This is a genomic window from Streptomyces sp. NBC_00247, assembly GCF_036188265.1.
In the GTDB taxonomy this organism is placed as follows: Bacteria; Actinomycetota; Actinomycetes; order Streptomycetales; family Streptomycetaceae; genus Streptomyces.
Genome location: NZ_CP108093.1, coordinates 1628021 through 1647820 on the forward strand (window position 1 = coordinate 1628021; position 19800 = coordinate 1647820).

At 72.3% G+C, this 19800-nt stretch carries 16 protein-coding genes; 2 read left to right on the forward strand and 14 right to left on the reverse strand.

Annotated features, from left to right (window positions below; translation table 11 throughout):
• Positions 1-152: 152 nt before the first annotated feature.
• On the forward strand, positions 153-812 hold the full coding sequence (locus OHT52_RS06490) for a bifunctional DNA primase/polymerase (RefSeq protein WP_328719179.1): 660 nt from the start codon (positions 153-155) through the stop codon (positions 810-812).
• A gap of 81 nt (positions 813-893) precedes the next feature.
• On the opposite strand, the gene ftsY is transcribed toward OHT52_RS06490, so the two are convergent.
• The 5 genes from ftsY to OHT52_RS06515 form a co-directional block, all read right to left on the reverse strand.
• Positions 894-2096, reverse strand: a complete 1203-nt coding sequence (gene ftsY, locus OHT52_RS06495) for a signal recognition particle-docking protein FtsY (protein ID WP_328719180.1) — start codon at positions 2094-2096, stop codon at positions 894-896.
• Between the two features lie 263 nt (positions 2097-2359).
• A complete protein-coding gene (locus OHT52_RS06500; RefSeq protein ID WP_328719181.1) occupies positions 2360-3778 on the reverse strand; it encodes a sugar porter family MFS transporter in 1419 nt (472 codons plus the stop codon).
• 208 nt (positions 3779-3986) lie between these two features.
• A complete protein-coding gene (locus OHT52_RS06505; RefSeq protein ID WP_328719182.1) occupies positions 3987-7754 on the reverse strand; it encodes an AAA family ATPase in 3768 nt (1255 codons plus the stop codon).
• A 387-nt stretch (positions 7755-8141) separates the two neighbouring features.
• Complete coding sequence (locus OHT52_RS06510; RefSeq protein WP_266709608.1) at positions 8142-8351, reverse strand: hypothetical protein; 210 nt, start codon at positions 8349-8351, stop codon at positions 8142-8144.
• Between the two features lie 436 nt (positions 8352-8787).
• The gene (locus OHT52_RS06515) at positions 8788-9069 is read right to left on the reverse strand and encodes an acylphosphatase (protein ID WP_328719183.1); all 282 of its coding nucleotides are present in this window, start codon (positions 9067-9069) and stop codon (positions 8788-8790) included.
• 165 nt (positions 9070-9234) lie between these two features.
• Between OHT52_RS06515 and OHT52_RS06520 the strand changes: the two genes are divergently transcribed.
• Positions 9235-10152, forward strand: coding sequence for a CAP domain-containing protein (locus tag OHT52_RS06520; RefSeq protein ID WP_328719184.1), 918 nt, complete (start codon positions 9235-9237; stop codon positions 10150-10152).
• A gap of 106 nt (positions 10153-10258) precedes the next feature.
• Here OHT52_RS06520 and mutM read toward each other — a convergent pair whose 3' ends face one another.
• From mutM to OHT52_RS06565, 9 genes are all read right to left on the reverse strand, one after another.
• Positions 10259-11116 carry a bifunctional DNA-formamidopyrimidine glycosylase/DNA-(apurinic or apyrimidinic site) lyase gene (mutM, locus tag OHT52_RS06525; protein ID WP_328719185.1) on the reverse strand — a complete coding sequence of 286 codons (858 nt, stop codon included), beginning with the start codon at positions 11114-11116 and terminating at the stop codon, positions 10259-10261.
• Between the two features lie 84 nt (positions 11117-11200).
• Entirely contained in the window at positions 11201-12025 is an 825-nt protein-coding gene (gene rnc / locus OHT52_RS06530) for a ribonuclease III (protein ID WP_328719186.1), read from the reverse strand.
• 19 nt (positions 12026-12044) lie between these two features.
• Positions 12045-12218: a 50S ribosomal protein L32 gene (gene rpmF, locus OHT52_RS06535; RefSeq protein WP_003965982.1), complete on the reverse strand. Its 174-nt coding sequence runs from the start codon at positions 12216-12218 to the stop codon at positions 12045-12047.
• A 2-nt stretch (positions 12219-12220) separates the two neighbouring features.
• Positions 12221-12829: a YceD family protein gene (locus tag OHT52_RS06540; RefSeq protein ID WP_328719187.1), complete on the reverse strand. Its 609-nt coding sequence runs from the start codon at positions 12827-12829 to the stop codon at positions 12221-12223.
• Positions 12830-13047: 218 nt separating this feature from the next.
• Complete coding sequence (locus OHT52_RS06545; protein WP_328719188.1) at positions 13048-14160, reverse strand: ATP synthase F0 subunit B; 1113 nt, start codon at positions 14158-14160, stop codon at positions 13048-13050.
• Positions 14161-14257: 97 nt separating this feature from the next.
• Positions 14258-14737, reverse strand: a complete 480-nt coding sequence (coaD, locus tag OHT52_RS06550; RefSeq protein WP_328723637.1) for a pantetheine-phosphate adenylyltransferase — start codon at positions 14735-14737, stop codon at positions 14258-14260.
• A 26-nt stretch (positions 14738-14763) separates the two neighbouring features.
• Positions 14764-15348 carry a 16S rRNA (guanine(966)-N(2))-methyltransferase RsmD gene (rsmD, locus tag OHT52_RS06555; RefSeq protein WP_328719189.1) on the reverse strand — a complete coding sequence of 195 codons (585 nt, stop codon included), beginning with the start codon at positions 15346-15348 and terminating at the stop codon, positions 14764-14766.
• A gap of 161 nt (positions 15349-15509) precedes the next feature.
• Positions 15510-17774 carry an ATP-dependent DNA helicase RecG gene (gene recG / locus OHT52_RS06560; RefSeq protein WP_328719190.1) on the reverse strand — a complete coding sequence of 755 codons (2265 nt, stop codon included), beginning with the start codon at positions 17772-17774 and terminating at the stop codon, positions 15510-15512.
• Positions 17775-17855: 81 nt separating this feature from the next.
• A complete protein-coding gene (locus OHT52_RS06565) occupies positions 17856-19526 on the reverse strand; it encodes a DAK2 domain-containing protein (RefSeq protein ID WP_328719191.1) in 1671 nt (556 codons plus the stop codon).
• Between the last annotated feature and the right edge of the window lie 274 nt (positions 19527-19800).

Consider the following 19800-nt stretch of genomic DNA (forward strand, 5'->3'; position numbering starts at 1 on the left):
CGAAGGAGTGCTTCGGGTTGCGCGGATCGAATCGTGCCACCCCCGAGTACTCCCGTGCGCCGCCCGTTCGGGGGCGACCACCGGCGGGCTGCCGGACCGCGGGACCCCTGCCGCCACGTAACCATCGGCGCTCCGGACCCGTTGGAGGGGGCATGGGCTTCACGATCGGCGGCATCCGCGAGCTGCGATCCGGATCGCGGCGACGCGACCGCACGGCCGGGAGTACGGCCGTGGCGGAGTACACCGGTCTGTGGGGTTGGGCCGTACGGCCCGGCGCCCGCGCGCGGACCGGCTCCCGCACCTGCTCCTGCTCCTGCGGGGACCGGCGCTGCGCCGCGCCCGGCGCCCATCCGCTGGAGTCCACCCGCGAGATCCCCGCCGGAGCCTCCCTCGACGACGCCGCCTGCGCCTGGGCCGAAGTCCCGGGAGCCTCGATGATGCTGCCGGTGGGCCGCGCCTTCGACATCCTGGAGGTGGCGGAAACGGCCGGCCGGCGGGCGCTGGTCCGGCTGGAGCGGATGGGGCTGCCGCTCGGCCCGGTGGCGGTGACCCCGGACGGCCGGGCCCAGTTCTTCGTCGCCCCCGGAGCCGCCGCCCAGCTTCCGGAGCTGCTCTACCGGATGGGCTGGGACGACGCCCCGCTCGATCTGCGTGCCCTCGGGCCGGGCACCCACATCACCGCGCCGCCCTGCGACCTCGGCGGCCGCGGCCCGGTCCGCTGGCTGCGCCCGCCGGCCCTGGAAACGGCGGCCGCTCCCCCGCCGGCCCGGCTGCTGCTCGGCACCCTGGCGTACAGCTGCCACCGCACGTAGAGCCCCCGGAACGCCGATGGGCGGCGGCCCCCGGTCGGGGGGCCGCCGCCCATCGGCGTACGTGCGGGGTGCGCGGGACGGTCAGTCGCCGATCAGCGCGTCGACGAAGGCGCCCGGCTCGAACGGGGCCAGGTCGTCCGGTCCCTCTCCGAGCCCGATGAGCTTCACCGGGACCCCCAGCTCACGCTGGACGGCGATGACGATGCCGCCCTTGGCGGTGCCGTCGAGCTTGGTCAGGACGATGCCGGTGATGTCCACCACCTCGGCGAAGACCCGGGCCTGGACCAGACCGTTCTGGCCGGTGGTGGCGTCGAGGACGAGCAGGATCTCGTCGAGCGGGCCGTGCTTCTCCACGACGCGCTTGACCTTGCCGAGCTCGTCCATCAGGCCGGTCTTGGTGTGCAGCCGGCCGGCGGTGTCGATGAGCACCACGTCCGCACCCTCGGCGATGCCCTCCTTCACGGCGTCGAAGGCGATCGACGCGGGGTCGCCGCCCTCGGGGCCGCGTACCGTACGTGCTCCGACGCGCTCGCCCCAGGTCTGGAGCTGGTCGGCGGCGGCGGCGCGGAAGGTGTCGGCCGCGCCGAGGACCACGCTGCGGCCGTCGGCCACGAGCACCCGGGCCAGCTTGCCGGTCGTGGTGGTCTTGCCGGTGCCGTTGACGCCGACGACCATGACGACGCCCGGGGTCTCGGCGCCGCCCTCGGTCCTGACCTCACGGTCGAGGTCGGGGCCCAGCAGAGTGATCAGCTCTTCGCGCAGCAGGGCGCGGAGCTCCTCGGGGGTCCGGGTGCCGAGCACCCGGACGCGTTCGCGCAGGCGCTCGACGAGCTCCTGGGTGGGAGCCACGCCGACGTCGGCGGTGAGGAGGGTGTCCTCGATCTCCTCCCAGGTGTCCTCGTCGAGATTGTCCCGGGACAGGAGCGTGAGCAGCCCCTTGCCGAGGGAGTTCTGCGAGCGGGCGAGCCGCGCGCGGAGCCGTACGAGACGGCCCGCGGTGGGCTCGGGGACGTCGAGGGCGGGAGCCTCTGCCGCGGCGGCCGGGGCTTCCCCGGCAGGGGCCTCGGCGTCCGGGAGACCGGCTTCCTCGGTGGTGCGCCGCGCTTCGTCGCGCGGCGCCTCGGACTCCTCACCGGCACGGGGTTCGGCGGGAGGAGTGATGGTCGGCGTGCTCGACGGCGCCGAGGGCGGCAGCTGCTTCTTCTTGCGGCTGCTGACCACGAGCCCGCTGATCAGGCCGACAGCGACCAGGGCGATGACTACAGCAAGGATGACGATTTCCATAACCCGTCCAGTATCGGCCACGGGCGGAGCCGGGGAGCTGCCTCGGAGTGCCCTCCAGCATCCGATACACCACTTTGCACCTTTTGGCGGTCATTGTGGTGAGCGGAGACACGGCCGGGACACGTCAGGGACGCGCGGGCGGGCCCGGCACCCGCACGGCACCGGAAATACCGCTGCCCCGGCCTGAGCCGGGGCAGCGGGGCGGTACGGGCGGGCGGAAGCCGAGGGCCGGCCGGTCGGGCGGGCCGACGCGGGGCGGGCGGTCAGCCCATCTCTTCCAGGGCCTTGCCCTTGGTCTCCTTCACGAACAGGATCACGAAGGGGATGGAGAGGGCCGCGAAGCAGGTGTAGATGATGTACGTCGCGGAGAGGTTCCAGTCCGCCAGGCTCGGGAAGCTCGCGGTGATGGCCCAGTTGGCGATCCACTGCGCGGAGGCGGCGACGCCCAGCGCCGCGGCGCGGATGCGGTTGGGGAACATCTCGCCGAGGAAGACCCAGACGATGACACCCCAGGAGAGGGCGAAGAAGAGCACGAAGACGTGGGCGGCGACCAGCGCCACGGTGCCTTCCGTGTTGGGCAGCTTCCCGTCGACCAGCTTGGCGGAGAAGGCCCACGCCTCGAAGGCCAGAGCGATGGCCATGCCGATGGAGCCGGTGAGGGCGAGCGGTTTACGGCCCACCCGGTCGACCAGGACCATCGCGATGACCGTACCGATGATGTTCACGATCGAGGTCGTGAACGAGTAGAAGAACGAGTCCGTCGGGTCGATGCCGACCGACTGCCACAGCGTCGCCGAGTAGTAGAAGGCGACGTTGATGCCGACGAGCTGCTGGAAGATCGACAGTCCGATACCGACCCAGACGATGGGCAGGAAGCCGAAGCGGCTGCCGAGCAGGTCCTTGAAGGAGGACTTGTGCTCCCGGTGCATGGCCGTCTCGATCTCGGTGACGCGGGCGTCCAGATCGACGTTCTTCCCCTCCACCTCGGCCAGGATCTTGCGGGCCCGTTCCTTCTTGCCGACCGAGATCAGGTAGCGGGGCGACTCCGGGATGGCGAAGGAGAGCAGCCCGTACAGGACGGCGGGCACCACCATCACGCCGAGCATCCACTGCCAGGCTTCCAGCCCGCCGATCTTGCCGCGCTGGTCGCCGTCCGCGATCTGGAGGATGCCGTAGTTGACCAACTGCGAGATCGCGATGCCGATGACGATCGCGGCCTGCTGGAAGGAGCCGAGGCGGCCTCGGTAGGCGGGCGGCGAGACCTCGGCGATGTAGGCGGGTCCGATGACGGAGGCCATGCCGATGCCGAACCCGCCGATGATGCGCCACATCGCCAGGTCCCAGAGCGCGAAGGGGAGCGCCGAACCGACCGCACTGATGGTGAACAGCACCGCGGCGATCTGCATGCAGCGGATACGGCCGATGCGGTCGGCGATGCGTCCCGCCGTCGCGGCGCCGATGGCACAGCCGATCAGGGCGATGGCGATGACCTGGGCGAGGGTTCCTGACCCGATGTCGTACCGGTCACGGATGGCCTCGACGGCTCCGTTGATCACGGAACTGTCGTAGCCGAACAGGAAACCGCCCATCGCGGCGGCGGCCGTGATGAAGATGACGTGCCCGATGTGGTCCGGGTGAGCTCCCCTGGCTCCGGACTCCGGTCCTTGCACTCTGCTGGTCACATGAACTCCTGGTGCCTGCCCGCAATGTCAGACGTGGATGGATGAGCCCTTTAAGTGGCGCATACGAAACAGATCGCCACCACTTGAATACGCAGGGGATGCGTCGGGGTTCGTCCGTTCATTCGTCGAATTCGGGCGCGTACGAGAGTCCACGCCTACCCGGGCCCCTTCCATTCACGTGAAGCAGCCCGGGGAATTACGTGAAGATTCAGCGAAGGCGCTGACTGATGACTTTCGATACACCGTCACCCTGCATGGAAACCCCGTACAGAGCGTCGGCGACCTCCATCGTCCGCTTCTGGTGCGTGATCACGATCAGCTGGGAGCTCTCCTGGAGCTCTTCCATGATCCGGATGAGCCGCTGCAGGTTGGTGTCGTCGAGGGCCGCCTCCACCTCGTCCATCACGTAGAACGGGCTCGGCCTCGCCTTGAAGATGGCGACCAGCAGCGCCACCGCCGTCAGGGACCGCTCACCGCCGGACAGCAGCGACAGACGCTTCACCTTCTTCCCCGGCGGGCGCGCCTCCACGTCCACGCCGGTGGTGAGCATGTGCTCCGGGTCCGTGAGGATCAGCCGTCCGTCGCCACCGGGGAACAGCCGGGAGAAGACGCCCTCGAACTCGCGGGCGGTGTCGTGGTACGCCTCGGTGAAGACCCGCTCGACCCGCTCGTCGACCTCCTTGACGACCTGGAGGAGGTCGGCCCTGGTCTTCCGCAGGTCGTCGAGCTGCTCGGCGAGGAACTGGTGGCGCTCCTCCAGCGCGGAGAACTCCTCCAACGCGAGCGGATTCACCTTTCCGAGTTGCTGGTACGCCCGTTCGGCCGACTTCAGCCGCTTCTCCTGCTCGGCCCGCACGAAGGGCCGGGGCTGGTTGCGCGGGTGCTCCGGGTCCTCGGGCAGTTCCTCTCCCTCGGCCGGGAGCGACGGGGGGACGGGACGGCCGGGGCCGTATTCGGCGACCAGGGCCGCCGGCTCGACGCCCAGCTCCTCCAGCGCCTTCGCCTCCACCTGCTCCACGCGCATCCGCTTCTCGGCGCCCAGCACCTCGCCCCGGTGGACCGAGTCGGTGAGCTTGTCCAGCTCCCCCTTGAGGTCCCGGCCGTCGGCGCGGGCGGCGGAGAGTGCGTTCTCCCCCTCCGCCTTCGCCGCCTCGGCAGCCGCGCGCTCCTCCCCGGCCCGTACGACGGACACCTCGACGTGCGCGAGCAGCTGCCGGGCGCCGTGGGCGACCGCGGCGGCCACCGACGCCTCGTGGCGCAGCCGGGCGCGGCGCTGCTCGGCGCGGGCGCGGGCGTCGCGCTCGGCCCTGGCCCCCCGGTCGAGGGATTCGGCCCGTCCCGCGAGGCCCTTCACCCGCTCCTCGTGGGTACGGACCTGGAGGCGGGCCTCCATCTCGGTCTGGCGGGCGTTGGCCCCGTCCGCCGCGAGCCGGTCGCGCCGCCCGGTGTCCGGTTCCTCCTCCAGGGGCGTCTCCTCGGCGACCAGCAGCCGTTCGGCCAGCACCTCGGCCTCTTCGGTGGCGCGTTCCAGCGCCTCCTGCGCGCGGGCGGCCGAGGCCGCGGTCCGTTCGGCCTCGCCCGCCGCTCCTCTCGCCTGTCCGGCGAGCCGGCCGAGTTGCTGGGCGACCTGGGACTTGTCCCGGTCCGCCGTCCTACGACGCTCCTCCAGCGACTCCACGCGGGCGGAGGCTTCCTTGCGGCGCTCGCCGGCGAGCCGCTGGGCCTCGGCGAGTTCCTCGCAGCGCACGACGAGGGAGGCCAGCTCGGCGGCGGCCTCGTCGACGGATGCCTGCACCTCCAGCAGGCTGGGTGCCCCGGCCGAGCCGCCGTGCGCGAAGTGGGCGGAGAGCACGTCGCCCTCGTCGGTGACGGCGGTGAGTCCCGGTTCGGCGGCGACGAGCCGTTCGGCGTCCTCCAGGGTGGGCACCACGACCATGTCCCGGGTCAGCGCCCGCACGGCCTCCATGAGTCCGCCCGGCGCGCGGACGAGCACGGCGACCGGCCGGCCGGTGCCGGTACGGACTCCCGTGGGGGCGTCGCGCGTCCCCGAAGCCGTACCGGCCGGCTCACCGGCGGACACGGACACCGGGGCGGGCGACTCGGCGGCGGGCGACTCGGCGGCGACCGCCGGCGGGTGTACCGCGGCAGGGCGCCCGGCCGTGTGGCCGCCGCCCTGCGCCGGTACCCGCCCGGGGTCTTCGGCCGGGCTGCCGAGGGGCCCCGGACCGCCGAGAAGCTCCGTACCTCCGAGCGGCTCCGTACCTCCGAGCAGCAGCGCGGCGCGGCCCGCGTCCTCGGCGCGGAGCAGCCGGATCGCTTCGGCGGCCGTCGCGGTCCCGGTCACCGCGACGGCGTCGGCCGCCGCTCCGAGCGCGGCGGCCACCGCCACCTCGTAGCCGGGCTCGACGTCGAGGAGGCGGGCGGCCGGGCCGAGCAGTCCGGCCAGCCGGTCCCCGGCGCCGAGCAGGACGCCCGTACCGTCCTTGCGGCGCAGCCCGAGCGCGAGGGCGTCGTGGCGGGCGGCGGTGGCGGCCCGGCCGCGCTCCGCCGCGGTCGCGGCGTCCCGTGCGGCGCCGTGGGCGGCCTGTGCCTCGGCCAGGTCCCGCCGCGCGTCCGCGTGCTCTTCGGCCAACCGGGCGTCGTCCGCGTCGAGTCCGTCGACTTCGGCCTTGAGCTGCTCGTACTCCTCCTGCGCGGCGGCGGCACGCTCCCTCGCCCCGTCCCGGGAGTCGGCGAGGCGGTCGATCTCGGCCTGGGCGGCGGCGGCCCGGCCGCGCGCGGCGTTGACCTGGCCGCCGAGCCGGGCGAGCCCTTCCCTGCGGTCCGCGAGAGCCCGCGCGGCATCCTTGAGGCGTCGTTCCTCGGCCGCCAGTTCGCGTTCCAGCTCGGCCCGGTGGGCGGCGGTGTCCTCCCGTGCGTGTTCCGCGGCTTCCAGCGCGGCGGTCAGCTCCGCCTCCTGCTCGCGGATCCGGGCGGCTTCGCGTTCCATCTCCTCGGGGTCCCGGCCGCGGCGCTCCTCCTCGGGTACGGCGGCGGCGCTCTTCACCCGGGCATCGGCGAGCGAGATCGTGCCCCTGACCCGTTCGGCCAGTTGCGACAGCTCGTACCAGCTCTGCTGGGCCCGCTGGAGGCGCGGGGCGAGCCGGCGGACCTCGCCCTCCAGCTCGGCCTCCCGGGCCAGGGCCTCCTTCAGGCGCGCTTCGGCGGATTCCTTGCGGCGTTTCGCCTCGGCCTCGTCGGCGATCTCCTCACGCAACGCGTCCCGCAGGGTCACCAGGTCGTCGGCGAGCAGGCGCAGCCGCGCGTCGCGCAGATCCGCCTGGATCACCGCGGCCCGCCGGGCGACGGCCGCCTGCCGGCCGAGCGGCTTGAGCTGTCGGCGGAGTTCCTCGGTGAGGTCCTGGACGCGGGCCAGGTTGGCACCCATCGCGTCGAGTTTCCGCAGCGCCTTCTCCTTGCGCCTGCGGTGCTTGAGGACGCCGGCGGCCTCCTCGATGAACGCCCGGCGGCCCATCGGATCGGCGTGCAGGACGGAGTCCAACTGCCCCTGCCCGACGATGACATGCATCTCGCGCCCGATGCCCGAGTCGGAGAGGAGCTCCTGGATGTCGAGCAGCCGGCAGGTGTCTCCGTTGATCTGGTACTCGCTGCCGCCGTTGCGGAACATGATCCGGGTGATCGTCACCTCGGCGTACTCGATGGGCAGCGCGCCGTCCGAGTTGTCGATGGTCAGCGAGACCTCGGCGCGGCCGAGCGGCGGGCGCCCGGTCGTCCCGGCGAAGATGACGTCCTCCATCTTGCCGCCGCGCAGGGACTTGGCCCCCTGTTCCCCCATGACCCAGGAGAGCGCGTCCACCACATTGGACTTGCCCGATCCGTTGGGACCGACGACGCAGGTGATCCCCGGTTCGAAGCGCAGCGTGGTGGCGGAGGCGAACGACTTGAAACCACGCAGGGTCAGGGCCTTGAGATGCACGCCGCCGGACTCTACCTTTCGCACACGGTTTCACCGCTGAGGGTGCAGGGCACATCTGACGTTAACCGCACCGCTGATCTCCCCTGGGGCAAGGGATGCGGGACGGGGCGTGGGGCAGGGGCGGACCCGGTAGCCGGGTTGACGCGAGGGGGAAAGAAAGAAGGGACGCCGAAGCGTCCCTGGTGGTGCGTGGAGCAATCGTTCGCGCACGGTCCTGTGGTTCAGGTCCGCGGATCGTCCCGCGCGGCGACGGATCAGCGGCTTCGGCCGGGACCGCGGGCGATCACGGCGTCCGGTACCGCCGATCCGCGGTGAAGACGATCCAGAAACGTTCCCGGGCCGCTGAGATGTCTTGCGGGCCCGGCCGGCCCCCTTACGGGCGACCGGTCAGGTCAGAGCGGGCTCTGCCTGGGGTACATCGATGTCGATGCCGTCGAGCAGCGACTGGTGCTGGGCGGCGGCGTTGAGCGCGTCGTTCTCGTCCTGGATCCGTACGAGCTCGGATTCCAGGTCTTGGACGCGCTTCTGGAGCCGTCGCATCTCGGCGAGGAGTCGCGGGTCGGAACCGCCGACGTAACCGAGAAGCGCCTTTGCCATGATGGATGGTCCTCCACACTGAGTGACCGACCGAAGCGGTGTGGGTCGTGAGGGAATCGCACCCGCGGTGCCCGGCAGTGCTCTTGTCATCACTGCGGTTGCTGCGGAAACAGCCCTGTCGAACAGCTGAGGTGCGCGGGGATTTCAGAGTCTCACCAAAAAGTTTGACGGTCAACACGATCACACCCCGTGGGCGCCACCATCCCCGGGGCGACCCGTCCGACGATCACCCGGCCCGCCGCCGCCGGACGACCGGCGCCCCTCGGCGATCTTGGTCAGCCGGGTAGCTTCGCATGCCCCGCACCCCTTGGCAACACCGGGGCACGCCGTGACTCCACCGCAGGTCACTCCGGGTGCCGCCGGCCGGTGCGCCCCACGGCGGGGCGTCGCGAGCGCCGCACGGTCGGCCTCCGCGCCCCGGCGCGCGGCGGGGCGGTCACCGGATGGCGAATCCGTCGTAGCCGCCGCGCGGGGTGTCCCAGATCTCAGTCACTCCGTCCACGCGTCCGGGCGTGTCGTCCGAGCGCAGCCACTCCAGCAGACGGTGGCAATTCTCACGTGCTCCCTCGGCGACGACCTGCACCCTGCCGTCGTCCAGATTGAGGGCGAAGCCGGCCAGCCCTCCGATCTCCAGAGCGTTTGCCCTGGTGAACCAGCGGAACCCTACTTGCTGTACTCGGCCGCGTACCCACACCACGAGTCGTGCGTCTTCACTCATACCGGAACGCTAACCGGGCCGAGCCGCCCGAAGCCCCTCGCGGCCCGTCCGTCATGGCGTACAGTCCGGTCGCAATGAGCTCACCCGATCGGGTGAGAACCACGGACACGGTGACGCTCCCGGGGATCACGGGGGCCGCCGGACGGCACGAGGAAGGCACAGCGCATGGGACGCCACCGACGATCCGCCGCCGCAGGCCCCGCCGCTGACGAGACCGCCCCGGCGCCTTCCGGCGGACGGCACGGAGGCGCCCGCCGGACGAAGCGCCGGGTGCCTCTGCCGGTGCGCGCCGGGCTGCTGGGGATCTCCGCCGCCGTGGCGGTGGGCGCCGTCGCGGCCGCGTCCGGGATGCTCCCGGGCGGCGAGACGTACGGCCTGAGCGACAGCTCGCACGCCGACCGCGCCGACTCCGCCGGCGCCCCGGACCTGCTCACGCAGGGCACCGCGAGCGCCGACGCGACGGACCGTGCGGCGTCCCCCACCCCGGCGAGCCGGGGCAGCGAGCGCCCCGGGGCACCCTCGGAGCCGGCCTCCGCCACCCCCTCCGCGTCCCCCACGGAGAAGACCGCCAGCCCGACGCCGTCCGCCACCCCCTCGGTGACGAAGACGACCGCCGCGCCCGCTCCGGCGAAGTCCACCGCAGCCGCGGCGGCACCGGCACCCACATCGGCCGCGCCGAAGACCGAGGCGCCCGCGACGTCCGCGGTCGCTTCCGCCCGGACCGCCGTACTGGACCTGGTGAACCAGGAACGGTCGAAGGCCGGCTGCAGCCCGGTGACGCTCAGCTCCTCGCTGACCTCGCTGGCCCAGAGCTTCAGCCAGGACATGGCGGCCCGTGACTTCTTCGATCACACCGACCCGGACGGCGACACTCCCTGGGACCGCGCGGCGGCGGCCGGGATCACCAACCTCGGCGGGGAGAACATCGCCCGCGGCCAAGCCGACGCACAGGCCGTGATGGACAGCTGGATGAACAGCGAAGGCCACCGAGCAAACATTCTCAACTGCGATTACACGACCCTGGGTGTCGGCGTCCACATCGCCGACGGCGGCCCCTGGTGGACGCAGGACTTCGGCTTCTGACCGGGACGGTTCCGGTCGCTCCGACAGGCGTGCGGCGCTTCCCGGTCCGGGGGGCGCCGCACTCGCCTTCGGCTCCGGCATCCCCGCTCAGCGCCCCGGCGCCCCCTCACCGTGCCCGCGGCGCCCGCTGGCAGTTCGGGCAGAAGTAGCTGGAGCGGTTCATCCAGGGGCGACGGCGCATCGGGGTGCCGCAGCGGTGGCAGGGCTCGCCCTCGCGGCCGTAGGCGTCGAGCGAACGGTCGAAGTAGCCCGATTCGCCGTTCACGTTGACGTACAGGCTGTCGAAGCTCGTGCCGCCCTGGGCGAGCGCCGCGTTCATCACGTCCCGGACGTGGCCGAGCAGTTCGGCGGACTTCGGGCGGGTGAGGGTGGCGGTGGGCCGGTCGTAGTGGAGCTTCGCGCGCCAGAGCGCCTCGTCCGCGTAGATGTTGCCCACCCCGCTGATCAGCGACTGGTCGAGCAGGGCACGCTTGACCGTCGTCCGGCGCAGGCGCAGCGCGGTGTGGAAAGCCGCGTCGTCGAAGGCGGGGTCGAGGGGATCGCGGGCGATGTGCGCGATGACGTCGGGGAGCCCGTCCGCAGCGGTGGCGTGCAGCGAGAGCCCGCCGAAGGTGCGCTGGTCGACGAAGCGGAGATCGGTACCGAGCGTGTCGGCGAAGCGCATCCTGATCCGCAGGTGCTTTTCGGCCGGGGCGTCGTCGGGCCGCACCAGCAGCTGGCCGCTCATGCCGAGGTGGCCGAGGAGGGCGATGGACGCGTCCTCCAGCGGGATCCACAGGTACTTGCCGCGCCGCGTCGCCGTTCCCAGGCGCATGCCGCGCAGCCGGGCGGCGAAGTCGACCCCGCCCGCGAGGTGGCGTCGCACCGAGCGCGGGTGCAGGACCTCCACCTCGGAGACGGTCCGGCCGGTGACCCAGCGCTCCAGACCTCTGCGTACGACTTCGACCTCGGGCAGCTCGGGCACGGTGACGCTCCTCCAGGGGCACCAGGGGTACGGGAAACGCAGCGACCCCCCGGCGCGCAGGGCACCGGGGGGTCGCGAACGGGGTCAGGCCGGAGAAACGTCCGTGTTCGGCGGGGGTTCGGCAGAGGTGTCGGCGGCCCCTGCGTCGATCGCGGACTTCTCCGCGGTCGCCCTCACTTCGGCGGCGGCGCTGATCTCGCGCCAGGCGGACTCGGCCGCCTGCTGCTCCGCTTCCTTCTTGCTACGACCGGTGCCGGTGCCGTACGAGACACCACCGACGCGAGCGGCAGCAGTGAAGATCTTCTCGTGGTCCGGGCCGGTCTCCGTGACGAGGTACTCGGGGACTCCGAGACCCTCGCTCGCGGTGAGCTCCTGGAGACTGGTCTTCCAGTCCAGGCCGGCGCCGAGGTTCGAGGACCGGTCGATGAGCGGGTCGAAAAGCCGGTGGACCAGCTCCGAGGCCGCGTCGAGGCCCTGATCGAGATAGACCGCGCCGATCACCGCTTCAAGGGTGTCGGCGAGGATGGAAGCCTTGTCCCGGCCACCCGTGCCCTCTTCACCACGGCCGAGCCGGATGAAGGAACCGAGTTCGAGGCCGCGGCCCACTTCCGCGAGTGCACGCGAGTTGACCACCGCGGCCCGCAACTTGGCCAGCTGGCCTTCGGGCAGGTCGGGGTGGGTCCGGTACAGCGTGTCCGTGACCACCAGGCCGAGCACCGAATCCCCGAGGAATTCGAGCCGCTCGTTGGTGGGCAGACCGCCGTTCTCGTACGCGAACGAGCGGTGGGTCAGCGCACGCACCAGAAGGGCGGACTCAAGGTGATACCCGAGCCGCCCTTCCAGAAGCGTGTGGGACGAGGCTGTGTTGACGTTGTCTGCCTGCTTCTTGGCGTGGGACAACTCAGACATCGTGCCTCTCACCAGCCACTCAGACTTCGAGGACCTGGCGCTTGTTGTACGTGCCGCAGCTCGGGCACGCAATGTGCTGGAGCTTCGGCTCCTGGCAACGCTCGCACGAAACCAGGGTGGGGACCGCAGCCTTCCACTGCGACCGGCGGTGGCGCGTGTTGCTGCGCGACATCTTCCGCTTCGGAACAGCCACGGCTACTTCTCCTGCTTCTCGTCGACGCCAGGTTCGGCGCCGCCCATGTTGTCCTTCTCGCCGTCCTGAACGGTCTCGGCGAGTCCCTGCAATGCCGCCCACCGGGGGTCGGCGGCGTCATGGTGGTGGCCAGGATTCTCGTCCAGCCTGATTCCGCATTCGGAACACAGACCGGCACAGGTCTCCGTGCACACCGGCTGCATCGGCAGTGCGAGCACTACCGCGTCACGCAGCACCGTTTCGAGGTCGAACAAGCCGTCCTCAAGGAAAAACTCGTCCTCGTCGTCCTCGGCGTCGTCGGCCGGGTCCGCGATCTTGCTGCGACCCCGGTCGTCGGCGTCAGGGTACGAGAACATTTCCTGGAAGTCCGCTTCGACCTCGACGGTCAGCGGCTCCAGACACCTTACGCACTCCCCCTCGGCGGTCGCACGGGCGGTGCCTGTGACGAGCACCCCTTCCATGACCGATTCGAGGCGGAGGTCCAGCGTCAGCGGTGCGCCTTCCGGCACGCCGATGACGCCGTCGATACCCAGGTCCCTCGGTGCTTCCACCGAGCGGGTCAGCCGCTTCAGGGCACCGGGACGCCGACCCAGCTCGTGCGTATCGAACACGAGAGGATTGCGGTGGTCGAGGTGGCCGTTCAGGGCTGCTCCTGCTTTCGGGATTCATGTGCATCGCACTGCGTCGGGAGGGGCCGGCCCGTTCCGGAGTCGAAACGGGCAGCCGGGATCGGCGGAGATACGCGCGACCGAGGAGCCAGGATACTTGACGTACCGCCCAGCACCCAATCCGGACCGGTCGGGGCCGGTGGGGGCCGTGCGGCGCCCGGTCAGTGGCCCTGTTCGTACCGGCGCAGCTGCTCCAGGTCGATCATGCTGGTGTCGAAGAGACTGGTCTCGTCGAGCGCGGGCTGCCGCTGCTGGGACTGCTGGTCGGCCCACCCGTACTCGGGCCGGCCGGGCTCTCCGTCGTGCTCGCTCTGCGGCTGGTAGGCGTTCGGGTCGTACGCCTGCTGCTGGTAGGCGTAGACGTCCTGCTGCGGCTGCTCGTAGCCGTCCTGCCGCTCGTATCCGTCCTGCCGCGGCTGCGCGTAGCCGTACGGGTCCTGCTGGACCGGCTGCTGGTAGTCGTAGCTCTGGACGGGCTCGGCGTACGGGGACTGGGGCCTCGCCGGGTAGTTCGGGGAGGCCTGCGGCGGTTCCGGGTCCGCCAGTTCGGCGAGGCCCGCCAGGTAGTCGGCGTCGCTGGTGTGGCCCTGGCCGCCGGCGGCGTCCTGGGCGGCCATGTGCACGCCGAGGTCGTCGGTGGCCACCCGGCCGTGCAGCTTCTGCCGGCCGCGGCCCACCGCCTCCAGGGTCTTGCCGAGCACGGCCTCGAAGGCACCGAGCTTGGTGTCGACGTACTCGTCGGCGCGCCGCTGGAGCGTCTCCGGGTCGGCGCTGCGCTCGGGGGCCTCGGCGAAGTCGGGGTCTTCGTAGCCCTGCTCGTCGAGGCCGTGGCCGCGGCCGAGCAGCTTCTCCCGGCCCCGGTCCACGGAGCCGATGGTCTTGGTGAGGACGACCTCGAAGTTGGCGAGCTTGCTGTCGACGTACTCGTCGGCCTCCGCCTTGACCTCGGCGGCCTCGCGGCGGGCGTCGGCCAGGATGCGGTCGGCCTCGTTCTGGGACCGGACGACGACCTCGGTACCGGAGATCAGCGAGCCGCGCTCGGCGTGGGCGGACTCGATGATCCGCTCCGCTTCCTGGCGGGCCCGGTCGACGAGCTGCTCACTGCCGCCGATGACCTCCTCGGCGTGGGCCAGCGAGCCGGGCAGCGCTTCGCGGAGCTCGTCGAGCATCCGGAGCAGATCGGCGCGGTTGATCACGCACGAGGCCGACATGGGCATGGACCGGGCGTTCCCGACCGCCTCGACGATCTCGTCGAGCTTCTTCTGCACGTCCACCGTGTGCTCGCCACTCTCTGCCGCTGTTGGAGACGGACGGGACGACTGTAAGGCCAGTCGGCTCCCGTCCGACACCGGGTGACGGCCGCTCAGGCGGTCACGTGCGCTCCAGCCGCTCCTGGAGCGCGGCGTGGACGGTCGGCGGCAGCAGGTGGGAGACGTCTCCGCCCCAGGTCGCGACCTCCTTGACCAGCGAGGACGACAGGAAGCTGTAGGTGGGGTTGGTGGGGACGAAGAGCGTCTCGACACCGGAGAGGCCGTTGTTCATCTGGGCCATCTGCAGTTCGTAGTCGAAGTCGCTGACCGCCCGGAGCCCCTTGACGATGGCCGGGATCTCCCGCTGCTTGCAGAAGTCGACCAGCAGGCCGTGGAAGGACTCGACTTCGACGTTGCCGAAGTCGGAGGTGACTTCGCGGATCAGCTCGATCCGCTCGTCGACGGTGAACAGCCCTTTCTTGGACTGGTTGATCATCACCGCGACGTGTACGACGTCGTACAGCTTCGAGGCTCGGCCAATGATGTCGAGATGTCCGTTGGTGATGGGGTCGAACGACCCCGGACAGACGGCGCGGCGCAACGTGGTTCCCTCGCTCCCGGGTCCGGTCATCGTGCGTCTTCGCACGTGGAGGCGGCGCGACCGTACCAAAGGGTCGCCTCGCCGTAACGACGGGACCTCAACGGCTCGAAACCCTCCGGCCAGCCGAATTCCCCGCCTCTGGTGGCTCGTTCCACGGTGACGAGTGCGCCCTCGCCAAGCCAGCCCCGCGAGCGGAGTGTGAGCAGGATCTCCCGGAGATCGTCGTCGGTGACGAGGTAGGGCGGGTCCAGGAAGACCACGTCGTACGGGTCGGCCGGCGCCGGTCCGCAGACGGTCTGTTCGGCCTTGCCGGTGCGGACCTCGGCGCCGGGCAGACCGACGGAGCGGACGTTCTCGCGGACGGTGCGGACGGCCTTCGGATCGGCCTCCACGAGCAGGGCGTGGACGGCGCCCCGGGAGAGCGCCTCCAGGCCGACCGCGCCGGACCCCGCGTACAGGTCGGCGATCCGGACGCCGTCGAGCGTGCCGAGCAGCGCCTCCCAGGTCGAGAAGAGGCCCTCACGCGCACGGTCGGAGGTGGGGCGGGTGCCGTTGCCGGGCGGTACGGCCAGGCGGCGTCCGCCGGCCGAACCGGCGATCACGCGGGTCATGGGAGTCGGTCCTCGGGTCGCGGGACGGCACGCGGGGGTCGCGTACCTCTGGGGTCCTGCGTCCGGACCGGGCTGGGCTCGCCCGCCCCGGATGAAAGGCCCGGGTCCCACGATATGGCGTGCGGTCCGCCCGGGCCCGGGCGGACCCGGGGTCTTCCCGGTCACCCCTTGTCGAGGAACTCCTCGCGGTCCTTGTCCAGCAGGGCGTCCAGGGCGGTCCGCAGCTCCGGGTGGCCGGTCAGCTCCGGGTCGGCGGCGACGGTCCGGGTGGCCTCGGCCCGCGCGGCGGTGATGATCTCCTCGTCGTCGATGACGGTGAGCATCCGCAGCGAGGAGCGGACCCCGGACTGGGCCTGGCCGAGCACGTCGCCCTCGCGGCGCTGTTCCAGGTCGATCCGGGAGAGCTCGAAGCCGTCCAGGGTGGCGGCGACCGCGCCGAGCCGGGCGCGGGCCGGGCTCGCCTCGTGGGCCTCGCTGACCAGCAGGCAGAGCCCGGGGGCCGAGCCCCGGCCGACCCGGCCGCGCAGCTGGTGCAGCTGGGAGACGCCGAACCGGTCCGCGTCCATGATCACCATCGCGGTGGCGTTGGGGACGTTCACCCCGACCTCGATCACGGTGGTGGCCACCAGCACGTCGACCTGGCCGGCGGCGAACCGCCGCATCACGTCGTCCTTGTCGTCCGGGTTCATCCGGCCGTGCAGCACCTCGACGCGGAGCCCGGCGAGCGGTCCCGCGGCCAGCAGGGCAGCGATGTCGAGCACGGCGAGCGGCGGGCGCTTGTCGCCGTCGGGACTCGGGGCGTCCGGCTCCTCCGCCTTCGCCGCGGCCTTCGCGCCCTTGCCGGTCTTCGCGCCCTTGGCCCCGGCCGCCTCCTCGGGGTCGTCGCCGATCCGGGGGCAGACGACGTACGCCTGGTGGCCACCCTCCACCTCCTCGCGGACCCGCTCCCAGGCGCGGGCGAGGAAGTGCGGTTTGTCGGCCGCGGGCACCACGTGGGTGGCGATCGGCGAGCGCCCGGCGGGGAGCTGGTCCAGGACGGACGTCTCCAGGTCGCCGAAGACCGTCATCGCGACCGTGCGCGGGATGGGGGTGGCGGTCATCACCAGCAGGTGCGGCGGCTGCTTGCCCTTGGAGCGCAGGGCGTCGCGCTGCTCCACTCCGAAGCGGTGCTGCTCGTCGACGACGACCAGCCCGAGGTCGTGGAAGGACACCTTGTCCTCGATCAGCGCGTGGGTGCCGATGACCAGTCCGGCCTCGCCGGTGGTCAGGTCCAGCAGCGCCCGGCGGCGGGCCGCGGTGCCCATGGAGCCGGTGAGCAGGACGACCTTCGTGCCGAGGGCCGAGCCGCCGAGCATGCCGCCCTCGGCGAGGTCGCCCATCATCTCGGTGATGGAACGGTGGTGCTGCTGGGCGAGCACCTCGGTGGGTGCGAGCATCGCGGCCTGGCCGCCGCTGTCCACGACGGCGAGCATCGCGCGCAGGGCGACCATGGTCTTGCCCGAGCCGACCTCGCCCTGGAGCAGCCGGTGCATGGGGTGTTCGGTGGCGAGATCGCCGAAGATCTCGCCGGACACCTTCCGCTGGCCCTCGGTGAGGGTGAACGGCAGCCGGGCGTCGAAGGCGTCGAGCAGTCCGTCGGGTGCCGGGCGGCGGGCGACCGCGGGGAGCTGGGTGTCGGCGTACCGGCGGCGGGCCAGCGCGACCTGGAGGACGAACGCCTCGTCCCACTTCAGCCGCTCCCTGGCGTCCTCGATGTCCGCCTTGGTCTGCGGCCGGTGCACCTTCACCAGGGCTTCGGGCAGGGAGACGAATCCGCGTCCTTCGCGCAGCGGGGCGGGCAGCGGGTCGACGGCCTCCTGGGCGCTGGGCAGCACGGTGTCCACGGCCTTGGCGATGCGCCAGGAGTCGAGCTGCTTGCAGGCGGGGTAGAGGGGCAGCAGCCGGCCGGCGAAGGCGTCCACGGCCTCGCGCACGCCCGCTTCCCCGTCCGCCGCGCCGGCCTCGGTGTCGAGCAGTTGGTACGTGGGGTGGGCGAGCTGCGTCTTGCGGTTGAAGACGCCGACCTTGCCCGCGAACATCGCCCGGCGGCCGGGGAGGAGTTCCTGGTGGGGCTTGTGCACCCCGTGGCCGAAGAAGACCAGCTGGAGCCGGCCGCTGCCGTCGGTGAGGGTGACTTCCAGGCGTTTGCCGCGCCCGTTGTTGAAGCCCAGCACCCGGGCGTCGGCGACCTGGGCGACCACGGTGACGTGTTCGTCCAGCGGGAGGTCGGAGAGCGGGGTGAGCCGGCCCCGCTCCTCGTACCGTCGCGGGTAGTGGTGCAGGAGGTCGCCGACCGTGTGCAGGCCGAGGTGTTCGGCCATCACCTTCGCGGTGGCTCCGCCGAGCAGCTTCTTGAGGGGTTCATCGAGCGCGGACACGGGTTCCATTGCACACCACGCCACCGACACCCGTCCGGCGGGAGGGCCCGGGGCGTGTCCGGCGGTCGGGCTCAGCGGGCCGTCCGGCGGCTATTCGACGCCGATCAGCAGCGGGGTCCCCGGGTGCCCGCCCCGGTAGACGGTGGTGTCGACGGCCAGGTGCCCCTCGCGTACGTACGACTCCAGTGTGTCGCCGAGGGCGTCGGGCACGTGTTCGCCGAGGACGAGGGTGACCAGTTCCCCGCCGGCCGCGAGCATCCGGTCGAGGACGGTACGGGCGGTGCCGGGGACGTCCGCGCCGATGACGGCCACGTCCCCGTCGATCAGGCCGAGGATGTCGCCGGCCTGGCAGATGCCGGCCGTGGTCCACGACTGCCGTTCGGCGACGGCGAGTTCGGCGTAGCGGGTGGCTCCGGCTGCCGCCGTCATGGCGACGACGTCCTCGTCGAAACTCCGGCCCGGCTCGTGCACGGCGAGAGCGGCGATGCCCTGGACGACGGCGCGGGTCGGCACGACGGCGACCCGGATGCCGTCGCCCCTGACCTGCTCGGCGGCGGCGGCCGCGACGTGGCGCAGGGTCGCGTCGTTGGGGAGCAGCACGACCTCGCGGGCGTGCGCGCGGCGGATGGCCTCGACCAGGTCGCCGCTGGCGGGCGGCTTCCCGGGGCGCCCGAGCACGGTGACGGCGCCGGCCTCCTCGCACAGCCCGCGGAGTTCCTCGCCGGGGACGACCAGGACGACGGAGCGCGGGGCGGGTTCGGGGTGCGGGCCGGTGCGGGCGGCGCCGAAGTGGGTGATCCGGATCCGGTGCGGGCGTCCCGCCTCCACGCCCGCCTCCACGGCGGCGCCGGCGTCGTCCACGTGCACGTGGACGTTCCACAGGCCGTCGCCGCCGACGACGACGAGGGAGTCGCCGAGGGCGTCGAGCCGCCCGCGGAGCCGGTCCACCTCGGCCTCCCCGGCTTCCAGCAGGTAGATGACCTCGAAGGCGGGCCCGTCGCCGGCCGCCGCCCGGTCCGCGGGGTCGCCGCACTCGCCGGGGTGGGCCGCGGGGCCCTCCGGCACGGGAAGGGGTTCCGGCGCCTGCCGGGGGGCGCGTACGGGCGCCTGTCCGGTCACCGTCTCCAGCAGCGCCCCCAGCACGGTCACCAGGCCCTGTCCGCCGGCGTCCACGACTCCGGCGCGGCCGAGCACCGGCAGCCGGCCGGGGGTCTCCTCCAACGCCTCGGCGGCTCCCGCGTGCGCGGCCCGTGCGACGGCCGCCAGGCCGCTCCCGGCGGCGACCGCCCCGGCGGCCCCCGCGGCGGCGGTGGCGACGGTGAGGATGGTGCCCTCGACGGGATGGGCGACGGCCCGGCGGGCGGCCGTGGCGGCGTGCGCCAGCGCCCGGGCCAGGTGGTCCGCGTCCCCGCCGTCCGCGAGTACGGCCGCCATCCCGCGCAGGAGCTGGGCGAGGATGGTGCCGGAGTTGCCCCGCGCCCCGATGAGGGCCCCGTGCGCCATGGCGCGTACCGCCTCGGCGGTGCCCGGCTCCGCGGGACCGGGCACCGGGGAGTCGCGGTCGTGTGCGGCGAAGACGGCCTCGACGGACGCCCGCGCGGACTCCACGGTGAGGAAGAGGTTGGTGCCGGTGTCCCCGTCGGGGACGGGGTAGACGTTGATCGCGTCGATCGCGGCGCGTTCCCGGCCCAGGGCTTCGAGGGCCAGGGAGCACCAGGTGCGTACCGCGACGGCGTCGAAATCGTCGGGGGGCTGCGGCACCTGGGTCCTCCTGGGTCGTGTTCTGGAAGGGGCGCCGTCCGCCCGGAGAGCGGGGCCGGCGGTGTCTGGTGCGGGCGGTCCCGACAACGCGGCGAGCGTGCGTGCCAGGCGTCGCCGGGCAGGCGGGACTTCACCACACGCCCCGTGAAGCGGCCGTGTACGGCGGGCTGCACCGCAGGTTAACCCCGGGCCGCCGGAGAGCGGCCCGGCACCCGGGGCGGGACGGCGGGCAGCTGAACCATGGTAGTTTCGTTGTACCGACGCAGCCGTTGTA

Excerpts from the sequence above, each read along its gene's own strand:
- rnc (WP_328719186.1), bottom strand. The coding sequence starts at position 12,025 with ATGTCTGAGTTGTCCCACGCCAAGAAGCAGGCAGACAACGTCAACACA.
- recG (WP_328719190.1), bottom strand. The coding sequence starts at position 17,774 with ATGGAACCCGTGTCCGCGCTCGATGAACCCCTCAAGAAGCTGCTCGGC.
- ftsY (WP_328719180.1), bottom strand. The coding sequence starts at position 2,096 with ATGGAAATCGTCATCCTTGCTGTAGTCATCGCCCTGGTCGCTGTCGGC.
- rsmD (WP_328719189.1), bottom strand. The coding sequence starts at position 15,348 with ATGACCCGCGTGATCGCCGGTTCGGCCGGCGGACGCCGCCTGGCCGTA.
- OHT52_RS06515 (WP_328719183.1), bottom strand. The coding sequence starts at position 9,069 with ATGAGTGAAGACGCACGACTCGTGGTGTGGGTACGCGGCCGAGTACAG.
- OHT52_RS06520 (WP_328719184.1), top strand. The coding sequence starts at position 9,235 with ATGGGACGCCACCGACGATCCGCCGCCGCAGGCCCCGCCGCTGACGAG.
- OHT52_RS06490 (WP_328719179.1), top strand. The coding sequence starts at position 153 with ATGGGCTTCACGATCGGCGGCATCCGCGAGCTGCGATCCGGATCGCGG.
- OHT52_RS06510 (WP_266709608.1), bottom strand. The coding sequence starts at position 8,351 with ATGGCAAAGGCGCTTCTCGGTTACGTCGGCGGTTCCGACCCGCGACTC.